Here is a 20,372-nt window from a genome sequence, read left to right as displayed (position 1 = left end):
ACGTTCCGCAACGGACGCCTGGGCCGCGCAATGACCAATTCAAAACAAAAGCTCGTTCTGGCATCCGGTTCGCCGCGGCGTCTGGAGCTGCTGCATCAGATCGGTATCGAACCGGCACGTCTGATGCCGATGGATATTGACGAGACACCCGCAAAGCTCGAGCATCCGCGCACGCTCTGCCGTCGTCTGTCACTGCAGAAGGCGGAAGCCGCGCAGGCGGCGCTGAAGGGCGAGCTGGCGTGGAAAGACGCCTATGTTCTGGGCTCCGATACCGTGGTCGCCGTTGGCCGCCGCATCGTCGGCAAGGCGGAATATACGGAAGAGGCCTCAGCTGCGCTGCATCTCCTCTCGGGGCGCAGTCATTGGGTCTATACCGGCATCTGCCTCGTGACCCCTGGCGGCAAAATCCGCCAGAAGGTGGCGGAGACCAAGGTGCGTTTCAAGCGCCTCTCCACGCGCGAGATCGATGCTTACATCGCGTCTGGCCAATGGCGTGGCAAGGCGGGAGCCTATGGCATTCAGGGTATTGCCGGCGCATTCGTGCAGAAGCTGACCGGTTCCTACACCAATGTTGTCGGACTGCCGCTCTATGAGACCATGTCGCTTCTTTCAGGTGAAGGGTTCGAGGTGACTTCGGGCTGGCTCGAAGGATAGGCCATGGCAAAATCTCCCGAAGGCGCCGGAAAAGTCACGCCGCTTCGCAAAACCCAGCCATGCCCGGAATGTGGCCGGCCGTCGACGCGCGAGGACTATCCTTTCTGTTCGGATCGCTGCCGCTCGCTCGATCTTGCCCGCTGGCTGAACGGCTCCTACGCCATTCCGGTCGCGGACGATGAAAGCAGCGCCGGCGGACAAGACGGCGGCAAGAGCAACTCCGAATGAGAACCTGCACCGCCGAAAACTTCGGCGGTGAATTGCATAAGATTTTCAGAGCCACCGCTCACACCACATATTCACCGGGTTGCCGACAGCCCGAAAAACCATATCAGAACCGGCTGACGCTTTTTTCCGTCAGCCCTTTAAGGTCTTGCGATGGACGCAGGCTTGCAAAAGAGAGTGAGCCATGGCGCGCTGCTGTTTGCGGTGCTGGCCGTTTGCCTTGCCATAGGCGCGACGGTGCTGCTGGCTAATGACAAGAAGCACCTTAAAAGCCTGCTGGCCTATCTCAATCTGGCGCCCGCCATACAGTCCACCACGCCACCGAAGATGAAGCCCGTCAAGCGGCAGAAACTCGCCGTCCAAAAAGTCTCTCTGCCGCCGCATCTGTTGAAGTTCGAGCAAGTGGGCGACAGAGCATCTTTCGCCCGCGATTTCGTTGTTTCTGGCAACGAGCTTTGCGACCGCTTTACCGCCGCAGGTTTCTCCAACCCGCGGGGCTGGCACGCGAGCCCGGTCAACATCCGCAGTTTCGAATGCATGGCCGATCTTGCGGCAGGAAACGCATCAAACCCGGCCGAACGGGCATCGCTCTTTCTTGAAATCAGGGGCGAAGCCTTTGGAGAAATTCGCTCCATCAGGATGAAGGCCGTTGCGCCCAAAACACCGGACGGGGCGGTCATTCTGACGAAGCTCGATGAAGCACTCACCATGATTATCGGACAGACACGCTGGGCCGATCTAGCGGACATGCTGGAGCCGGCACGTCGGATGCAGCCCTATCAGGCACAACATTTCGGTATTTCGGTTTCCATGAAACCGGAACGGACGGCGCCGCATCGTCTGAACGTGATTTTGTTCGCAAGCGAACAATCGCCGGGGGTGAAGCTGACACGCAGCTTCTTTGACCGGGATGGTTGGCTTAGCCCAGCCGCGCGACTGGATCGGCCGGCGCTCTATCCTTCCGTCAATAAAGACCGTGTCCGGTGAGGCAAAGGCCGCTCAGCCTATCGCTGCGAGCTTGCGCCGCACCGGCGGGATCCTGTCGCTTTGCTGTGCCTGACGCTTGGCCTCCCACTGAAGTGCTGTGCGAACGATTGTCGCCAGATCGTTGAAGCGGGGACGCCAGCCCAGCTCCGACTGGATACGCGACGAATCCGCCACCATGGTCGCAATGTCGCCCGCCCGGCGCGGACAATGGATGATCGGAAAATCGCGTCCCGATTCACGCTGCACGGCCTGCAGGACGTCAAGAACCGAATAACCAACGCCATAACCGCAATTGAGTGTGCGGGTGCCGCCACCGGCGCGCAGATGCGCCATGGCGAGCATATGGGCGTCAATGAGGTCGCTGACGTGAATATAGTCGCGGACGCCGGTGCCATCGGCGGTCGGGTAATCCGTTCCGTAAACTTCCACTTGGTCGCGGCGACCGGTTGCGGCTTCGCAGGCGACTTTGATGAGGTTTGCCACGCCCGTGGGGGAAGGCCCGGCGCGGCCCTGCGGGTCGGCTCCGGCGACATTGAAATAACGCAGCGCCACATAGTTGAAATCATGCGCTTGCACGACATCGCGCAGCATGATCTCGGAAGCGAGTTTCGACAGGCCGTAGGGGTTTTCCGGGCTGAGGATCGCGGTTTCAGGAACCGGGCCATCAAAGGGCTGGTTTCCATAGACGGCGGCTGTCGAGGAGAAGATGAAATTGCGGATGCCATGGGCGACCGCCGCAGCGACGAGGGCGCGGGTCGTGCCCGTATTGTTTTCGTAATATTCGAGCGGCTGGCTGATCGATTCAGGAACGCTGACAGAGCCTGCGAAGTGGAAGATGGTCTTGATCTGGTTTTCTTCGAAAATCTGGTCGAGCAGGGCGCGGTCCGCCGCATCGCCCAGATAAAAACGCGCCGCTGGCGCAACAGCCCAGCGCGACCCCGTCGAAAGCCGGTCGACAACAACGACCTCTTCCCCGGCATCGAGCAAAGCCCACACCATGTGGCTTCCTATATAACCGGCCCCACCCGTGACCAGAACAGCCATGACAATACTTCCCTGTTTGCTTTTCTTGAGCCTATCAAAGCCAATAATTCTTCATCATTGATTACTTGCACAGCGAACATACAACCGAGCGCCCGCCCCATTAAAAAGGTGGCTTACGATTGGTTAGCGCAATGAGTTTCTTTTTAGTGATTAGATGAAAATGTTCTCATAAATGGAACAAGGAGCGAATAGCACAGAAAAAGCCCCACGTCGATGGTTACGCCGTGGGGTTGCAGTTATAGGTCTTCGCTGTGATTTCGTTGCCGATTTCCCTACCACAGCGCGATGCCCTGCCCAGCAGGGGACACCGTTGTCAGGAAGATCGAGGCTTACCTGCCGAGAATGTAAGATGCCAGCCGATCGGCCGCATCTTCTATCTGCCTGGGGTTGCGCAGGAAGCAGGCACGCAGGAACAGTTCGCCGCCTGGGCCGAAAGCCGTACCGGGCGCTAGGCCGACGCCGGTCTTGTCGACGATATCGAGCGCCGTGGCGCGGCTGTCCCTGACACCGTCGATCTTGAGGAAAGCGTAAAGGGCGCCATCCGGCTTCAAGGTTTCCACACGGTTCGTGGCTATCAGCGCGTCGCAAAGAATGTCGCGAGAGGTCAAGGCACGGTCGTAGTTCTCGCGGATGAAACCATCACCATGGTCGAGCGCGGCAACCGCACCGCGCTGCATGAATTGCGCCACGCCTGACGTGGAATATTGAATGAGGTTTTCGATCACCTGACCGATGGCGGGCGGCGCAACAAGCCAGCCGACGCGCCAGCCGGTCATGGACCAGTTCTTCGAGAAGGAATTGGCAAAGACGATCTTGTCGTCCGGCTCCATCACATCGAGGAAGGACGGCGCGCGGCTGCCGGCATAGTGGTAGAGTGCATAAATTTCGTCAGCGACGATCCACAGATCGTGTTTGCGGGCGAGCGCCAGAACGTCACGGAGATTGTCGCGTGTTGCCGTCCATCCCGTGGGGTTGGAGGGCGTGTTGATGAAAAGCGCCTTCGTCTTGCCGTTGATCGCGCTTTCCAGCCTGTCGATATCGAGATCCCAGCGGCCATCGCGGAAATCGATACCGACCGGAACCGCCTTCGCGCCGGCCACGCCAATGGCGGCAACGATATTGGGCCAGGTGGGTGAGAGATAAACCATCTCGTCGCCCGGCGAGGTGAGCGCCTGCACGGCAAGCACAATCGCCTGCATACCGGAACCGGTAGCGTAGAAATGCTCCGGCGGCAGCGACGCCGCGAAATGGCGTTCGTAATAACGGCTCAGCGCCTGTCGCAATTCCGGAATGCCGCGCTGCCAGGTATAGAAGGTTTCGCCATTGTTCAGCCCGTCGATGGCGGCCTGATTGATGAAGTCGGGGCTTGGCAGATCGCCTTCGCCAACCCAGAGCGGCAGCAGATTGTCCCGCCCCCGGGCATAATTGACGACTTCGACAATGCCGCTCTCGGGAGCCGCAAGAGAGCGCGCACTCAGACTATTCAAAATGGACATTAAAGACACTCCGTTTGGTGCCTTCTTATCGCATCGGATCAGCCATGTGCATGATATTCCGTGAGGCGATCATGGATTTTCTTTATGGGTCATCCCCGGCGGAAACCTATCGACCACGCGGGCCGGCAGATAAGGCCGGGGATTGGTCTGGGTCTCAGCGTGTCTTCAGCAGATCGCGGATTTCGGTGAGAAGCCTGACGTCTTCCGGCGGCGGCGCTGCATCCGGTTTTTCATCAATCTTCTTGCGTTCAACGGAATCACGAAGCTTGTTGACACCCTTGACCATCAGGAAAATGATCCAGGCGAGGATGAGGAAGTTGATGAGAACCGTCAGGAAGCTGCCGTAAGCGAAGACGGCGCCCTGTTCACGGGCCGCGGCCAGCGAAGTGGCGGTGACGGTGGAACTCAACGGCAGGAAGTAGTTCGAAAAGTCGAACCCACCGAAGATAGCGCCGACGATCGGCATGATGAGATCGTTGACGACGGAATCGACGATCTTGCTGAAAGCCGCACCGATAATAACACCCACGGCCAGGTCCATGACATTGCCGCGGGCAATGAAGGTTTTAAATTCGTTAAGCATTCAGATTGTCCCTCTCTCCTGCTTCGCGAGCTGAAGCTATGTGACTGTCCCTACGCCTTCAACCATACAGATTCCCCTACGCATTTGGAATTCGTCAGGATTGCATTTATTGGCTTTTTTGCACGCTAGATGTGAGCTTTCAGGAGGTTATCCATTGGCAACTGGTCGAGGGTGCGTGGAGCTTACCCCCTCTGCCCTGCCGGGCATCTCCCCCCCCAAGGGGGGAGATCGAACTGCGGCAAGGTCTCGCCCATCTCAACGTCGGCGAATGAAGCGGTGGTAGCGCCGCTTGCCGATCTCCCCCCTTGAGGGGGGGAGATGCCCGGCAGGGCAGAGGGGGATAAGCTCCACGCACCCTCGGACCAGTTGCCAATGGACAACCTCCTGAAAGCTCCCACCCAGAGCACCTCCGATGAAGCGGAATCGGCGGACATGCTTTGGCACTCGCTTTCTCCGCATTTTCCGAGCGTAGAACCGCTACGTACTTTCGACGGAAATGCTGCCATCTTGAACTTTATGATCAGGCCGCGCTCATTCTCAACGGTGCGGAATTCGCTTATGCTCAGACAAGGGAATTCCTGCATGGGGAGGATGCGTGCTTCCTGGGTGGATCATATTCGGCTCGGCCTTCGCTTATATCCTGCTGTTGTTTGCGGTCGCGAGCTACGGGGACAGGAAAAGCCGTGAAAGAAACGCGCCGAAAAAGGGGCGGCCCTTTGTATATGCGCTCAGCCTGGCGATATATTGCACGTCCTGGACCTATTTTGGCGGTGTGGGACTTGCGGCCGATAAAGGACTTGAATTCCTAGGCATTTATACTGGCCCCATCCTTGCCTTCACCCTTGGCATGCCGATCATCCGCCGCATCGTCGATCTCGCCAAGACGGAAAAGCTGACCTCGGTTGCAGATTTCATCGCCGCCCGTTACGGCAAGAACTCGACCGTGGCGATGATCGTCGCCATCATCGCGCTGGTCGGCGCCATTCCCTATATCGCGCTGCAGCTGAAGGCGGTTTCCAGTTCCGTGGCGACGATGGTCGATCCCGGCGATTACGGTATCGGCAGCGGTAATCTTTATTTCCTCGACCTGCCGCTTGTCGTCACCCTCGTCATGGCCGGCTTCGCCGTCATGTTCGGCACCCGCCACACGGATGCCACCGAACACCAGGACGGGCTCATTCTGGCGATTTCAATGGAATCGCTGGTCAAGCTGGTCGCCATGTGCACGGTCGGCTTTTACGTGCTCTTCGTTCTTTTCGATGGCCCTACACATCTATGGCAGATGGCGACGAGCAATGAGCAGGCCATGCGGGCCATTTCCTATCACACGCCCATCAGCCGCTGGATCGTGATGACGTTGCTGTCAGGCTTCGCCATCATCCTGCTGCCGCGCCAGTTCCACGTCACCGTGGTGGAAAACCGCACGCCGGAAGAGTTGCGCATGGCGGGGTTCCTGCTGCCGCTCTATCTCATCGCCATCAACATTTTTGTGCTGCCGATCGCGCTCGCGGGTATTCTGACGCTGGGCGCCAATGGCGATGCCGATCTCTATGTGCTGCAACTGCCGCTCAATCATCAGATGCCGGTCGTCTCACTGATCACCTTCATCGGCGGTTTTTCGGCAGCGACCGCAATGGTGATCGTCGCTTCGGTGGCGTTGTCGATCATGATTTCCAACGATATCGTCATGCCGATCTTCCTGCGGCAGAAGCTCCTCAACCGCTCGCCGCACCGGGACAACTTCGCCAAGACGCTGCTCAATATCCGCAGGACAGCGATCTTTGCGGTGATGCTGCTCGGTTATGGTTACTACCGTGCTGCCGACAGCGCAACGGGACTAGCCTCCATCGGCCTCCTGGCTTTCGCCGCCATCGCCCAGATGGCGCCTGCCCTGTTTGGCGGGCTGTTCTGGCGCCGTGCCAATGCCCGCGGCGCTATCGCAGGTCTTAGTTCGGGCTTTTTCGTCTGGGCCTACCTGCTGTTCCTGCCAAGCTTCGGCGGCCCTGACAATTCCGAGGTGGCAGCGACCATTCTCGGCTTTCTGTTCTCCGGCAGCACGGTGTTTAACGGTCCCGAGGCCGATCCTTTCGTCAATGCGGTCATTCTCAGCCTGCTCGTCAACAGCCTCGCCTTTGTGCTCGGCTCGCTCTCGCGCAATCCGCGTCCGGTGGAACGCATCCAGTCCGGCATCTTCGTCAAGCGCCATTCGAAATCGCAATTCGCGACGCGCGGCTGGAAAACCCGTGTCAGCGTCGGCGACCTCAAAAGCGCGATCGCCCGTTATCTCGGTGAAGAGCGTATGCTGCGGTCACTCGCCACCTATGAGAAGACGGCGGGCAGGAAACTCAATGACGACCAGCCGGCGGATATGGCGTTGATCCATTTCTCCGAACAATTGCTCGGCAGCGCCATCGGCTCCTCCTCCGCCCGTCTCGTGCTCTCGATCATTCTGCAGAAAGCGGAAGATACCAGCGCGGATACGGCCTGGTTGCTCGATCAGGCAAGCGAGGCGCTGCAATATAATCAGGACATGCTCCAGACGGCGCTGGCGCAGATGGATCAGGGCATTGCCGTTTTTGACAGTTCGCAGCAGCTGACCATCTGGAACCGGCGCTTCCGCACCCTGCTGGACCTGCCCGAACAATTTGGCCAAGTGGGCGTGCCGCTAACCGAAATCGTTACCATGCTGCAGGAGCGCGGCGACATGCCTCCTGGCGATACGGATGAGCTGATCACCAGTTTCCTGACTATGGACCTGCCCTTCTCGCTGGTGTTGGCAGGCGGTGAGCGCATCATTGAGGTGCGCTCCAACACCATGCCGGACAAGGGCATCGTCGCCACCTTCACCGATATCACCCAACGCGTGGCGAGCGATCAGGCACTGAAACAGGCGAATGAAACGCTGGAGCAGCGGGTGGAGGAACGCACCGTCGAGCTGACCCGCGTCAACCGCGCGCTGGCGGAGGCGAGAGCCTCGGCCGATGAAGCCAATATCGGCAAGACGCGCTTCTTCGCCGCCGCCGGTCACGATATTCTGCAGCCTCTGAATGCCGCCCGCCTCTATTCTTCCTCGCTGGTCGAACGGCTTGGCGCGTCCGGCGAAAGCGATCTCGTTCACAATATCGACTCGGCGCTGGAATCGGTGGAAACCATTCTCGGCGCGGTTCTCGATATTTCCCGCCTCGACACCGGCTCGATGAAGGCGCGTATGACATCCGTGCCACTCAACGAGCTCCTGAAACGCATCGAGACCGATTTTGCACCCATGGCGCAGGAGAAGAACCTCGATCTCGTCGTTATGCCCACGTCGCTCACGGTCCGCTCCGATCCCAATCTGCTGCGGCGGCTAATACAGAACCTCGTTTCCAACGCCATCAAATATACGCTCGAGGGTAAGGTAGTCGTCGGCGCGCGCCGTCGGGGCGGCGAAGTCGTCATTCAGGTGACGGATTCCGGCATCGGCATCCCCGCCTCCAAATTCCGCACGGTCTTCAAGGAATTCGCCCGGCTGGACGAAGGGGCAAAAACGGCGTCGGGCCTCGGGCTTGGCCTTTCCATCGTCGACCGCCTGTCGCGTATACTGCATCATCCGGTGCAGCTTATTTCCACCCCCGGCAAGGGCACGACCTTCCGCATCCATCTGCCGCGCGAGGCGGACCGTCCTGCGCCTGTCAAGACGGAGCGAGGGATAAGTCATCCCGCAGCAAGCGACCGTCTTCAGGGCATTCGGGTGCTGTGCATCGATAACGAGCCGAAAATCCTCGAGGGCATGACGCTGCTTTTGACGGGATGGGGTTGCGAGGTTTTACCGGCGGGCTCCGTGGCGACGCTGGAGGAACCCTTCCTCACTCTGGCCGCAGCGCCTGACATCATCATCGCCGACTATCATCTTGATGATGGCGACGGCATCAGCGCTATCCGCCTCATCAGGACATTTTACGGCAAGTCGATCCCTGCCCTGCTCTTGACGGCGGATCGCAGCCCGGAAGTGCGCAGCGATGCCGAAAAATACGGGATTTCGGTGCAGCACAAGCCGGTCAAGCCTGCTGCGCTGCGTGCCTATATAAACCAGATATCCAGCACGGTCCGGGCAGCGGCCGAATAAAAACTCCCGGACCTTGCGATCCGGGAGCCGTATTACCTTCAAAATTGGAGATATCAGGCCGCCTGGTTGTAGCGATCCCGGCCGGTCGCCGACCCCTGCTCCATCTGGAACCGCTGCACGAGTTCGAGAAGTGCCTTGACCTCACCTGACAGGATCATGCTGGCCGCGCTCGACTGTTCTGCAAGCGCTGCGTTCTGCTGCGTCATCTGGTCCATCTGGTTGACGGAGCTGTTGACGTTGTGAAGCGCGGACGACTGGTCCTGCGTCGCCGTCGCGATGGTTTCGACATGCTGGCTGACGGTAACGATCTGCTGGCTGATGGCGGAGAGAACGGTGCCCGCCTCCTGCACCAGCTTCGAACCGGAGCTGACCTCATGGGTCGACTGGTTGATGAGCTGCTTGATTTCGCGGGCCGCGTCGGCGGACCGCTGGGCGAGTTCGCGCACTTCCTGCGCCACGACGGCAAAGCCCTTGCCCGCTTCGCCCGCACGCGCCGCTTCGATGCCGGCATTGAGCGCCAGAAGATTGGTCTGGAAGGCGATGTCGTCAATGACCTCGATGATCTGCTCGATCTTGCGCGAGGCGCCTTCGATGCGGCTCATGGCATCTACGGCATTGCTGACGACAGAACCGGAACTATCGGCGCTCTGCTTGGTGACGCGCACGGCCTCGTTGGCCTCCCGCGCCCGCTCTGCTGACGATCTGACGGTTGCGGTGATTTCCTCGACAGCGGCGGCGGTCTCCTCCAGCGAGGCGGCCTGATTTTCCGTACGCTTCGAAAGATCGACCGAGGACTGTTCGATTTCGAAGCCGCTATGCTGAATGACGAGCGTGCGCTCGCGGATCTGCCCCAGCGCGTCCCGCAGGTTGAGCAGGGATTCGTTGAAATCCGTGCGCAGCCGGTCGAGGCGGCCTGCAAAGGGCGTCTCGATCGTGCGGGTAAGATCGCCACGCGAAAGCCTGCCGAGGCCAGAAGCAATCTCACCGACCGCAAATTCGATCTGACTATCCATTTCCTGTTTTTCGGCGTCGTTGCGGTGACGTTCGGACTCGGCTGCAGAGCGTTCTTCAGCGCTTTTGCCCTCGATCGCCAGCTTCTCAACCGCATTCTCGCGGAAAATCACCAGCGCGCGGGCAATGTTGCCGAATTCATTGGTATTGGTGGCGTAGGGGATCGGCGTATCGAGATTGCCATCCGAAAGGGATTTTACGGCATCGGTCAGCTTGCCAAGCGGCTGAAGCGTACGCTTGATGACGAAATAGGCGAGCAGTCCGACGCCTAGCATCGCAAGCGAACCACACAGAAGCATCATGTCGCGCAGGCTGTAAATCTGGGCATCGTAGACATCCATCGGGACGCCAACGAACAGAATGCCGACGGTTGCGCCGGTTTTGTTCGTAACGGGCATATAACCCGTCATATAGCTGGTGCCGAACAGCGTCGCGGTACCAAAATAGGACTCACCCTTGGAGACTTTTTCGAAGGCCGGATGATCAGTCGCAAGCTTGGTGCCCGCTGCTCTCTCACCCTTCTCGTTCTTCAGATTGGTAACCAGGCGAATGAAATCGCCGCCCTTGGCTTCAAAGACGGTAGAGATGCCGCCATTGCCGGCTGCGGTGCGGTCCACGAGATCATTGTCGCGCATCGTTCCGATGCTGGCACGGCCCACACTCTTGAGGTCACCATCCACCATTTCCAGGGCAACACCGCCGACCTTCAGTTCGTAGAGGATCGCCATGCTACGCATTGCGCTGTGCGTATCACGCAACGCCGTGGTGATGATGTTGTCCTTCAAGCGAACATAGGTCGAAAAACCAACGGCCGCCACGCTGAGCGCGATCAGGCCGATCGTCAATCCGACGACCTTGCCAGCAACGGACTTAAAGAGCCGGTTGTGCATGAAACAGTTCCCCAAAGCCAAACTTATAAAAGTTCTAGTTGGCAACTGTTAAAAAACCGCGAAGCGCCGATGGCGCCTTTTAGGAGCGTGCGGAAGTTCAGTGAGCCTTCTGCGCGCATAAGGGGGACGGGAGAACCCGTCACATCAATGGATGTAACCGAGCCTGATCGCTTTGGCGATCGCCTGGATGCGGTTAACGGAATCGAGCTTGATTGTCGCCGAACCGAGATAGGCATTGACGGTGTGGACGGAAAGGCCGAGCTTGACCGCAATTTCTTCGCTGATACGGCCATCCCCCGCCAGCTGCAGGCAGGCAATTTCTCTCTCGCTCAGGGCTTCCGAGGGGGCGACCTTGCGCTCGTCGAGCGCCAGCATATCCACCATGATTTCGCAGCACTTGATATGCTGCTCGATCACGACCTCATTGTCGAGGATGAGATTGGTGCCGCAGAACACGATATAGCCGTTGCCGATGGTGCCGAGCCGCACCGGCAGAGCCAGCCCCGCATAGGGCAATGTGTCGTTCTCTATACGCCGCAAAAGTGCCGGCACATCGGGAAGATCGGCGAAGCCGCCGGCGTTCTTGTTGCGCCAGATGACCGGCAAAAGCGACGTCTCGATATGGTCGAGAAGAATGTCGCCGACGGCGCGGATGAACTGCGCGCTCTGTTCTGCGGCATTCATGCCCCAGTTTTCCAGCTCGCAGGTCATCTTCTTCTTGTTAGGGAAACCGGAAGCGGCAGCCTTCGTCACCACGAAGTTGCGCGCGCCAACCAGCTTCTGCATGGCGACCAGCTTCGGAAACAAATCCGAGCGGCTCGTCACAACGGGACTGCGGTAAAACATGCCCATATGACCTGTTCCCTCATTGTCTTTCGTCTGTACCATCCGTCCGACCATTATACGAGGTTGTTGCGCACGGCGTAGGCGATTGCCTCCGAGCGGGTTTTTGTCGCGGTTTTACGCATCACGCTTGTGATGTAATTATTGATCGTATTGCGTGAAATGCCAAGGATCATCGCAATTTCATCGCTCGTCTTGCCTTCGGCAATCCAGAACAGGCACTCGAGCTCACGTTCGGTGAGATCAATATCGCGCACCGTCTTCGCTTCGCTGGCGATGCCGAAGCTGACGCAATAACCCGTCAGCAGAGCGATTTCCCGCAGTCTTTCCGGCGAAGGCACTGCTTCTTCCGGAAACAGCAGCAGAAGGGAAAGGCGAATGCGGCCCACGCAGAAGGAAAGTGCCGAATATTGCCTGTCGATGCCATAGGGTACCGAAACGTCGTCGGGAAGGAGAAGCAATCGCGGCTGCAGAAGCGAAAGGCATTTCTCCATTTCGCTCGACCGGTTCTGGCTGTTGGCGAGTTCAATGCCAAGCCTGCGGACCAGATCGAAAGGCCAGTCCGATGTGACGATGAATTTCAGGCCGGTTTCTTCGAGAAGGTCATCCCGCGCCAGCAGATAATGCGAGGCGCCAGCATAGGTTACGAGCAGATCCAGCGCGCCTGCAACGTTACCGGCAGCAGCCGTGGCTGCGACGTTTTTGGCAAGCTGATCGCGCGGCAAGGGCTTACCCATGCCCTCCATAGGCTTGGCAGACAGCCTGCGGATATCAACATCGACTTTCAATCGCCTACGCCCTCTTGCTCCCAGTGGGAGATTATACCTCGGGATGGAATCATTCCATTCGAGAAGCTTACCAAAATGGGACGGCAAGCCCCCGGAGACCGAATCACTTCATTTTATGGAACGGACTGGGATTTGCCATTACCTGACACCAGCCTTTCCACGTATTTCACAGTTCGTCTATTGCTAAAAAAACATACTGAAAAGCTGTTCAATCCATAAACGGCATTCTCAGCCAATTCCCAGCAAACTGTATCGTTGCTGAATTTTTTGTAAACACTGTCCCAAAAGGAGATTGCCACGATGCGCCCGCCAAGCATAGCAAAAACCCCAAAAACGGAAAAAAGGCCGGGCAAAACCGGCCTTTTTATCATTATGCTGCTTTTTCCACAGCCCATTTGCGCAGAATTTTGGCGGCTCTCTCCTCGCTGATTTCCACCATGCGGGAGAGCCTGCGTTCGGGCCCTTCGCGAACCCGGCGGTTGAATGTGCCCTCGCCATCGCCGCCCGCCAGAAGATCGTCGGTGCTGTCGAAGCCGAAATCCGCCCCGAAACCTTCCATGAGACCGCCCGCGCCCGCCTCCATGCCGGGAGAGAAATCCGGCAATTCGAGACCGGCAGACTCCTGGCTCAGCTGAGCCGCAACCGAACCATTGGCCGTGACCGTGCGAACCAGAGGGCGTACACCGAGCCAGATGACAAGGAAGGCGACGGCGACGAAGGCAAGCGAATTGATGATGCCGGCGGAATTGCGGCTCAGCACTTCCATAACGCCCGGGCCGGCGGCAGCTTCATCGAGCAGCTGCGTTTCGAGGAAGTCCATCGCCGTCAGGGTGACCATGTCACCACGGTCGGAGGAAATGCCAGCGGCCGAAGTGACGATCTTCTGCATTTCCGCAAGATAGGCGTCGACCTTGGCCTGATCGGCTGGTTCGCCGACCATCTTGGCAATGCGGCCCTTGTTGACGACCACGGCAACCGAAATCTTCTCGACGGTATAGCCGTTCTTGACCGTGGCGACCGTCTTGGAATTGATCTCGTAGTTAGTCTGCTCTTCCTTCTTGGCCGACTGATCGGAAGACTGCGGGCCGCCCCCGCCGCCCTGCGGCGCCGCCTGCGGCACGTTCTGTTCCACGGTCGCGGCCGTGTCCGGCTGCGTTTCCTGGGACTTCTGGTCTTCCTTCACCGTGCGAACGGAGCGCTCCACACGCGATTCCGGATCATAGACGGTTTCCTGGATCTGGCGGCTGTCGGTATTGATCTGCGCCGTCACGCTGGAGCGGAAATTGTCCATGCCGAGGAAGGGCGCGAGCGCCTTGTCGATATTGGTTTCGATTTCCTGCTGAACATTCTGTGCGAGCGTCAGCGAGCGGTTCATGGCCGCGTTGGTGACATCGTCGCCGGAAGCCAGAAGTTGGCCGGTCGAATCAAGCAATGTCACGTCATCGACTTCGAGGCCGGGAACGGCCGAGGCGACGAGGTGACGAATGGAGGCGGACGCCTTGCGGCCAGCGGATGCGTTCGCACGGATCATGACGGATGCGGTGGGCTTCTGTTCGCCACGGCGGAAATTGCCGACGTCAGGCATAACGATATGAACGCGTGCGGCCGCGATCCCATCGATCTGCTGGATGGAACGGCTGATCTCGCCCTCAAGCGCGCGAACGCGTGTCACTTCCTGCATGAAGGAGGTCAGGCCGAGAGAACCGACATTGTCGAAAAGCTCATAACCGGCATTGGCGCTGTCAGGCAGGCCACGTTCGGCAAGAAGCAGCCGAGCCTTGCTGGTGAGCCCGACAGGAACCTGGAGGCTGGAACCGTCTGTTCCCACCTGGAAGTCCAGTCCCGCCTCGGCAAGCGCAATGCTGATCTTGTTAACGTCGCCTTTTTCAAGCCCTACATAGAGCGTTTCATAGGCAGGACGGTTCACATAAAGAGCTGCAGCGAGGATAATGGCCATGGACAATACGCCCACGCCGCCCAGCATCAGCAGCCGCGTCTGGCCCAGCGCCGCGACATTCTTCAAGACCTGAGGGATTTGATTTAACAGATTCATTCTGTTCCGCACCGTCATTCATAGAGTCCGAGACCTTTTGGCCCCGTAATGACAATAGGATGCGAAGCTTGCGCGAGCGTTGCCTTTCTCCGCATTCAGCGAAGGAAGGAACGGCCGGAATATGCTCTAGAACAGGTCGAAGTCTCCGGAGGCCTTGTCCAGCGGCTGGGAATGGCCGTGACGGAAGGCGGCGCCCAGCGCCTTCTGCATTTCGGCTAGCTTGACGAGGCTTAACGCCGTGGAGACATCCACGAACCAGTCTCCGGGAATGGAGCCGGTGATGGTGTCGATGAATTCTGCAAGACCGCGGGTCTTCTGGACTGCGAGATCAATGCCCTGCAGCAGCTTCACGCCTTCGCTGGACAATTGACCGCTGGTCACCTCCATCAGCTGCGGCTCGATACGCTCGATAAGATAGGCGACGTCGTGCAGTTCCGATACCACCCGCATCAGCACATCCGGCAGGGCTTCTTCGAACGGAGTGGCGGCGGTGTGCTCTGCAAGCTGCATTGGAAACTCCGTGACTAGAAAAATTCGATATCGTTGGCGACGGGTTTGGGTGCCGGCACCGGACGCGTTTCCATGGCAACCGTCTTCTGGGTTTCCGCGCCGCTGAGGGGATGCTGACGTGCGCGACCGGAGACCGGCCAGAATTCGATCTTCCGGCCGTGATCGCCGCCAGTGGAGGAACTGATGACCGGAATGCCTTCATCCTTCAGAAACTGCATGGCGAAGATGGCATTCTGTTCACCAACATTGGAGAAGCTGGCGATCGTTTTCGCACCGCCGAAAACCTTGGCTTCCAGACGATCGCGGCGGGCGCCCTGCTTCAAAAGGCCGTTGATCAGCAATTCCATGAGATGCACGCCATAACGTGTCGCATCTCCTCCGGTCACACTGCCCGTTCCCGGCAGCAGGAAGTGGTTCATTCCTCCGACGCCGGCAACGGGATCTCTCAGACAGGCAGCCACGCACGAGCCGAGTATCGTCGTCATCACCACGTCGGGATCGCTGACGACCTTATACTCGCCCTGAATGATATGTACGCGCTTGGCCGCAGCTTCAATCATTTCAGCGATCCGAAAACCGCCTCGATGGCTGCACGCATCTTGTCGATGGTGAAGGGCTTGGCCAGCACGTTGTTTGCGCCGAGCTGCGCTGCCTTCTGCACCAGCGCACGGTCGCCCTGCGCGGTCAGAATGATGAAAGCGGCCTTCTTGGTGGTCGGGTTGGCCCGCACGGCGTGCAGGAAACCGAGACCATCCATCTTCGGCATGTTGAAGTCGGAGATGACGAGATGATGGGGCTGCTGCTCCATGATCTTCAATCCCTGCTCGCCGTCGCCGGCGGAAGTGATCTGTTTGAAGCCGAGCTGTGTCAGCGCATCGCTGAGGAGCAACCGGCTGGTCACCTGATCGTCAACGATCAGAACTTTGATCTTTTCTGCGAGAGACATTAGTCAGCACCTTCTTTGCGGGCAGTGGTTAGTTTCAGGATTTCTTCGCCGATGGAAGCCAATGGCAATTGCTGCTCTACCGCGCCAAGCTCATAGGCCACGCGGGGCATACCATAGACGACACATGTTTTTTCGTTCTGGCCGACGGTGCGCGCACCGGCGTGGCGCATTTTCAAAAGTCCAGCCGCGCCATCGCGGCCCATGCCGGTGAGAATGACGCCGACGGCATTGCGTCCGGCAAGTTCGGCCACCGAATCAAACAGCACATCGACAGAGGGGCGATGGCCGTTGACGGGATCGCGTTCGATAAGCCGGCAGCAGGGTGCTGCCCGGTTGGCGATCTGCAAATGGCGTTCGCCGCCCGGCGCGAGGTAGATCTTGCCGGTCTGCAGGCGTGCGCCGTCCGTCGCCTCTTCGACCACTGGGGCGCAGATGCGGTTCAGCCTTTCCGCGAAACTCTTGGTAAAGGTCGGCGGCATGTGCTGGGTGATGACTGTCGGCGGGCAGTTGGCCGGGAACTTCTGGAGTACCGCGATCAGCGCTTCGACGCCACCCGTGGAGGAGCCGATGGCCACGACCTTGCGGCCCGCCCGATATTCGCTCATCGGAACCGGCTGCGCCACGGCAGCGGCTTCCGGCCGGGCTGCACGGTAGGCGGCGTGTTGCGAGCGGGCGGCGGCCTTCACCTTGTCGGCCAGATCGCCGAAGGGGCGCGCATCACCTGGAGCAGGCTTGCCAACACAGTCGAAAGCACCAATTTCTAGTGCGGCCAACGAAGCATCCGCGCCGCGATGGGTCAGCGACGAGACCATGATGACCGGCATGGGGCGCAGCCGCATGATCTTTTCGAGAAATTCCAGCCCGTTCATCTCCGGCATCTCGATATCGAGCGTCACGACATCGGGATTGAGCTGCTTGATGGCGGCACGTGCTTCCATGGCGTTACCGGCCTGTCCGACGACCTCGACTTCCGGATCGGCCTTAAGGACGGCGGAGATCAGGCCACGCATGGTGGGAGAGTCGTCAACGACCAGGACCCGTGCGAGTGCGCTCATGCCTTCCTCCCGGACGTGTGACCAATGAAGCGGTAGGTGGTGATGCCCGTATTGTCGAACAGGTTCTTGGCATCACCGGAGACGCGTTCGGAATGGCCGATATAAAGATGACCGCCTTCCGGCAGCAGCCCGGCGAAACGCGACCAGATGCGAGTCTGCGTCGGCTCGTCGAAATAGATGACGACATTGCGGCAGAAGATGACGTCGAAATTGCCCTTGAAGGGCCATTGCGTCATCAGGTTCAGCTCGTTGAAGGTGATGAGGCGCTTGACCTTGTCATCAATGCGGAACTTGCGGCGACCACCGGCATCGACCTCCGTGAACCATTGCTTACGCATGGCGGGCGACACGGTTTCGAGAGCATTGTCGTCGTAAACGCCGGCACGGGCCTGCGCCAGAATCTTTGGATCGATATCAGTTGCCAGAATCTTGAAATCGTAATCGGCCGCATTCGGGAACATGGCGAGCACGGTGAGTGCGATGGAATAGGGTTCCTGCCCGTCGGAACAGGCGGCCGACCAGAGGCGCACACGCCCGCCGCTCTTTGCCCTCGCGATGAGGCCCGGCAGGACTTCATCCCGCAGATGCTCGAAATGATGGTTCTCGCGGAAGAAGCGGGTGAAATTGGTCGTCAGGTGCGACAGCATTTCCCGACGCGGTTGCGCGCCTTCGGGCGAAGACACCAGTGCGCAATATTCGCGGAAACCGGAAAGACCGAGATTGCGGATATGTTTCGAAAGGCGGGAATAGACCAGCGATGCCTTGGTGTCGTTCAGATAGATGCCGGCATCGGCATAGATCATCGCAGCGATTTCCGAGAGGTCGCGTCTCGTCAGCGGGTATTCACCGCTAGCAAGAACCTCGTCGGGAGACTGGCGCTGGTCGCTGAAATTATGTGCTGCCATGGATGATCCGCTTTCAACCCGTCGCCGCGAGCGACATTTCCTGCTTCAGGGGCTGTCCGCGCGAGGCGCTGACGATGGCGTCTACATCCAAAATGAGCGCAACGCGTCCGTCACCCAGAATAGTGGCGGCGGCAATGCCCGGAACATGGGTATAGTTGGCTTCCAACGACTTGATGACGACCTGGCGCTGGCCCTGGATGGCATCAACCATCAGCGCACGCTGGCCGCCGCCTTCCGATTCCACCAGAAGCGCGACACCTTCGACCGGATCGGCCTGGGTGGGGCGGAAGTTTAACACACGGCCGACATCGACGAGCGGGCAGAAGGAGTTGCGGATGGAGATCAGCCGCTGGTTGGCGCCGAATGAGTGAATATTCTTCGCTTCCGGCTGGAGGGTTTCCACGATCGCGGTCAGCGGCACAACCAGTGTCTGTCCGGCAACCGTCACCACCATCCCGTCAAGAACGGCGAGCGTCAGCGGCAGGCTCATGGTGAAGGTCGAGCCAAGGCCAGGGCGCGAGGAGATGCTGATGCGGCCGCCAAGCGCCTGAATGGAACGCTTGACCACATCCATGCCGACACCGCGACCGGAGATGTCGGAAATCTTGTCGGCCGTGGAGAAGCCCGGAGCGAAGATCAGATTGTCGATCTCCTCATCCGTCAGGTTTGCATCGGCGGCGATCAGATCGTTATCGATTGCCTTCTGGCGGACGCGCTCGCGGTTGATGCCGGCGCCATCGTCCTGAAGCTCGATCAGGATGCGGCCCGAGCGATGCTTGGCCGATAGCTTGATGGTGCCTTCCGGGTTCTTGCCCGCCGCTTCGCGTTTTTCCGGCGTTTCGATGCCGTGGTCGACGGCATTGCGGATCATGTGTGTCAGCGGTTCGGCCAGCTTGTCGATGACCGTCTTGTCAACTTCGGTGTTCTCACCTTCGGTGACGAGGCGAATTTGCTTGCCGATCATGTCGGCGACTTCACGGACGATACGCGACATGCGCTGGAAGACAGGCTTCACCGGCTGCGCGCGGATCGCCATGACGCTGTCCTGGATTTCGCGCGTCAGCTGCTGCAGCTCGTCCAGCCCCATATTGACGGCGGACGTGCCGCTGGCATCGTTTTCGATGACGCTCTGCGACAGCATCGCCTGATTGATGACAAGCTCGCCGACGAGGTTGATCAGGCGATCAACACGATCGAGATCGACGCGGATGGTCTGGCCGGCGCTCGCATTGGCGGCAGCGTTGGCATTTGCCTGCGCTGCTGCAGGTGCTGCCGCCGCGTCGCGCTTTTCGATGGCGGCATTGACACTCTGGGCGATCTGCGTCGTCGCGACGGCGGCCTCGACGGTCGCGGCAACGAAGGATTCTTCCACCACGGCTGCTTCGACGGCGGGCTGTTCTCCCGGCCCGTCATCGAGAGCAGACAGATCGAACGGAACCGGGATCATCGGCAGTTCTTCCTCATCCGCGGCCACATCCGAAACGTCAGGGGTGATTTCGAGATCACAGTCCCATTCGGCAAATTCGAAGACGCTGCGGATCCCTTCCTCACCCTTTTCGGTGGCGATGGAAACCGTCCACGAAAGATAGGAGGCTTCAGGATCGAGCTTGTCGAGCGCCGGCAGTTCGGACATGTCGCAGTTAACGCTCATGTCACCGATGCGCGCGAGATCGCGCAGCAGAAGTGCTGCCTCATTGCCCTTGGAATAAAGCGATGCGTGCGGCTTGAACGTGATCTGGAAGGTCGGCACCTCCATAAGCGGCGTCGTCTCGTCGGCAAAATCGGAGAAAGAGAAAGGGATCGGCTCGAAGCCGCTTTCATCCGTCGGTTTGACCTTGACGGGTTCCGGCGCCTTAACAACGACGGGAGCCGGTGAGGATGCCGGAACGGCTTCGCCATTGGCCAGCGCCTCCAGCTCCTTGACGAGGCCACGGGTACGACTTTCATCGACGCTGCCGCCGTCCCTTGCGGCATTGGTGAGGTCCGCCAGCACGTCGGCGGAACGCAGCATGACCTTCAGGACGTCCTGGGTCGGTTCCAGCTTGTTGGAACGGACGCAGTCGAGCGTCGTTTCGAAAACGTGGGCGAAGGCCACGAGATCATCGAGACCGAAGGCCCCTGCCCCGCCCTTGATGGAATGAACGGCTCGGAAAACGGCATTGACGGTTTCCGGGTCACGGTCGCCGTCATTCAATTTAAGAAGCCCGGATTCCAGTTCTGCGAGCTGTTCTTCGCATTCCTGGAAAAAGATTTCCTTGATTTCGTTCATATCCATCG

Annotated in this window: 17 protein-coding genes; 4 read left to right on the top strand and 13 right to left on the bottom strand. The window is 59.2% G+C overall.

The window, feature by feature from the left end; all coding sequences use genetic code 11:
• Nucleotides 1-30: 30 nt before the first annotated feature.
• From ACFVTJ_RS05660 to ACFVTJ_RS05650, 3 genes are all read left to right on the top strand, one after another.
• The gene (locus tag ACFVTJ_RS05660) at nucleotides 31-654 is read left to right on the top strand and encodes a Maf-like protein (protein ID WP_004432469.1); all 624 of its coding nucleotides are present in this window, start codon (nucleotides 31-33) and stop codon (nucleotides 652-654) included.
• A 3-nt stretch (nucleotides 655-657) separates the two neighbouring features.
• Nucleotides 658-882: a DNA gyrase inhibitor YacG gene (gene yacG / locus ACFVTJ_RS05655; RefSeq protein WP_386905408.1), complete on the top strand. Its 225-nt coding sequence runs from the start codon at nucleotides 658-660 to the stop codon at nucleotides 880-882.
• Between the two features lie 150 nt (nucleotides 883-1,032).
• Nucleotides 1,033-1,866 carry a DUF6030 family protein gene (locus ACFVTJ_RS05650; RefSeq protein ID WP_386905406.1) on the top strand — a complete coding sequence of 278 codons (834 nt, stop codon included), beginning with the start codon at nucleotides 1,033-1,035 and terminating at the stop codon, nucleotides 1,864-1,866.
• Nucleotides 1,867-1,878: 12 nt separating this feature from the next.
• Here the strand turns inward: ACFVTJ_RS05650 and galE are convergent, their stop codons facing one another.
• The 3 genes from galE to mscL all read right to left on the bottom strand — a co-directional run bounded on the left by galE (nucleotide 1,879) and on the right by mscL (nucleotide 4,989).
• Nucleotides 1,879-2,910: a UDP-glucose 4-epimerase GalE gene (gene galE / locus ACFVTJ_RS05645; RefSeq protein ID WP_386905404.1), complete on the bottom strand. Its 1,032-nt coding sequence runs from the start codon at nucleotides 2,908-2,910 to the stop codon at nucleotides 1,879-1,881.
• 329 nt (nucleotides 2,911-3,239) lie between these two features.
• Complete coding sequence (locus ACFVTJ_RS05640) at nucleotides 3,240-4,406, bottom strand: pyridoxal phosphate-dependent aminotransferase (RefSeq protein WP_386905403.1); 1,167 nt, start codon at nucleotides 4,404-4,406, stop codon at nucleotides 3,240-3,242.
• A gap of 154 nt (nucleotides 4,407-4,560) precedes the next feature.
• Nucleotides 4,561-4,989, bottom strand: a complete 429-nt coding sequence (gene mscL, locus ACFVTJ_RS05635) for a large conductance mechanosensitive channel protein MscL (RefSeq protein ID WP_386905401.1) — start codon at nucleotides 4,987-4,989, stop codon at nucleotides 4,561-4,563.
• Between the two features lie 595 nt (nucleotides 4,990-5,584).
• Between mscL and ACFVTJ_RS05630 the strand changes: the two genes are divergently transcribed.
• Nucleotides 5,585-9,094, top strand: a complete 3,510-nt coding sequence (locus tag ACFVTJ_RS05630) for a PAS-domain containing protein (RefSeq protein ID WP_386905399.1) — start codon at nucleotides 5,585-5,587, stop codon at nucleotides 9,092-9,094.
• 53 nt (nucleotides 9,095-9,147) lie between these two features.
• Here the strand turns inward: ACFVTJ_RS05630 and ACFVTJ_RS05625 are convergent, their stop codons facing one another.
• The 10 genes from ACFVTJ_RS05625 to ACFVTJ_RS05580 form a co-directional block, all read right to left on the bottom strand.
• Nucleotides 9,148-10,995 carry a methyl-accepting chemotaxis protein gene (locus ACFVTJ_RS05625; protein WP_386905397.1) on the bottom strand — a complete coding sequence of 616 codons (1,848 nt, stop codon included), beginning with the start codon at nucleotides 10,993-10,995 and terminating at the stop codon, nucleotides 9,148-9,150.
• A gap of 144 nt (nucleotides 10,996-11,139) precedes the next feature.
• On the bottom strand, nucleotides 11,140-11,841 hold the full coding sequence (visR, locus tag ACFVTJ_RS05620) for a transcriptional regulator VisR (RefSeq protein WP_046033492.1): 702 nt from the start codon (nucleotides 11,839-11,841) through the stop codon (nucleotides 11,140-11,142).
• A gap of 53 nt (nucleotides 11,842-11,894) precedes the next feature.
• The gene (gene visN / locus ACFVTJ_RS05615; protein WP_386905395.1) at nucleotides 11,895-12,626 is read right to left on the bottom strand and encodes a transcriptional regulator VisN; all 732 of its coding nucleotides are present in this window, start codon (nucleotides 12,624-12,626) and stop codon (nucleotides 11,895-11,897) included.
• 370 nt (nucleotides 12,627-12,996) lie between these two features.
• Nucleotides 12,997-14,679: a flagellar basal-body MS-ring/collar protein FliF gene (gene fliF / locus ACFVTJ_RS05610; RefSeq protein ID WP_386905393.1), complete on the bottom strand. Its 1,683-nt coding sequence runs from the start codon at nucleotides 14,677-14,679 to the stop codon at nucleotides 12,997-12,999.
• A 126-nt stretch (nucleotides 14,680-14,805) separates the two neighbouring features.
• Entirely contained in the window at nucleotides 14,806-15,189 is a 384-nt protein-coding gene (locus tag ACFVTJ_RS05605) for a hypothetical protein (protein ID WP_386905392.1), read from the bottom strand.
• A 14-nt stretch (nucleotides 15,190-15,203) separates the two neighbouring features.
• Nucleotides 15,204-15,749 (bottom strand): chemoreceptor glutamine deamidase CheD, encoded by a 546-nt coding sequence (cheD, locus tag ACFVTJ_RS05600; protein WP_386905390.1) that lies wholly within the window; start codon nucleotides 15,747-15,749, stop codon nucleotides 15,204-15,206.
• On the bottom strand, nucleotides 15,746-16,135 hold the full coding sequence (cheY2, locus tag ACFVTJ_RS05595; RefSeq protein ID WP_006312924.1) for a chemotaxis response regulator CheY2: 390 nt from the start codon (nucleotides 16,133-16,135) through the stop codon (nucleotides 15,746-15,748). The genes cheD and cheY2 overlap by 4 nt, the downstream gene beginning before the upstream one ends.
• Nucleotides 16,135-17,190, bottom strand: a complete 1,056-nt coding sequence (gene cheB / locus ACFVTJ_RS05590; RefSeq protein ID WP_386905388.1) for a protein-glutamate O-methylesterase CheB — start codon at nucleotides 17,188-17,190, stop codon at nucleotides 16,135-16,137. The genes cheY2 and cheB overlap by 1 nt, the downstream gene beginning before the upstream one ends.
• Entirely contained in the window at nucleotides 17,187-18,095 is a 909-nt protein-coding gene (cheR, locus tag ACFVTJ_RS05585; protein WP_386905386.1) for a protein-glutamate O-methyltransferase CheR, read from the bottom strand. The genes cheB and cheR overlap by 4 nt, the downstream gene beginning before the upstream one ends.
• A 13-nt stretch (nucleotides 18,096-18,108) precedes the next feature.
• Nucleotides 18,109-20,370, bottom strand: a complete 2,262-nt coding sequence (locus ACFVTJ_RS05580; protein ID WP_386905384.1) for a chemotaxis protein CheA — start codon at nucleotides 20,368-20,370, stop codon at nucleotides 18,109-18,111.
• Between the last annotated feature and the right edge of the window lie 2 nt (nucleotides 20,371-20,372).

The sequence above is a fragment of the Agrobacterium sp. NPDC058088 genome (genome assembly GCF_042885035.1).
Lineage (GTDB): Bacteria > Pseudomonadota > Alphaproteobacteria > Rhizobiales > Rhizobiaceae > Agrobacterium.
This window is presented reverse-complemented; position numbering and strand designations above follow the sequence as displayed.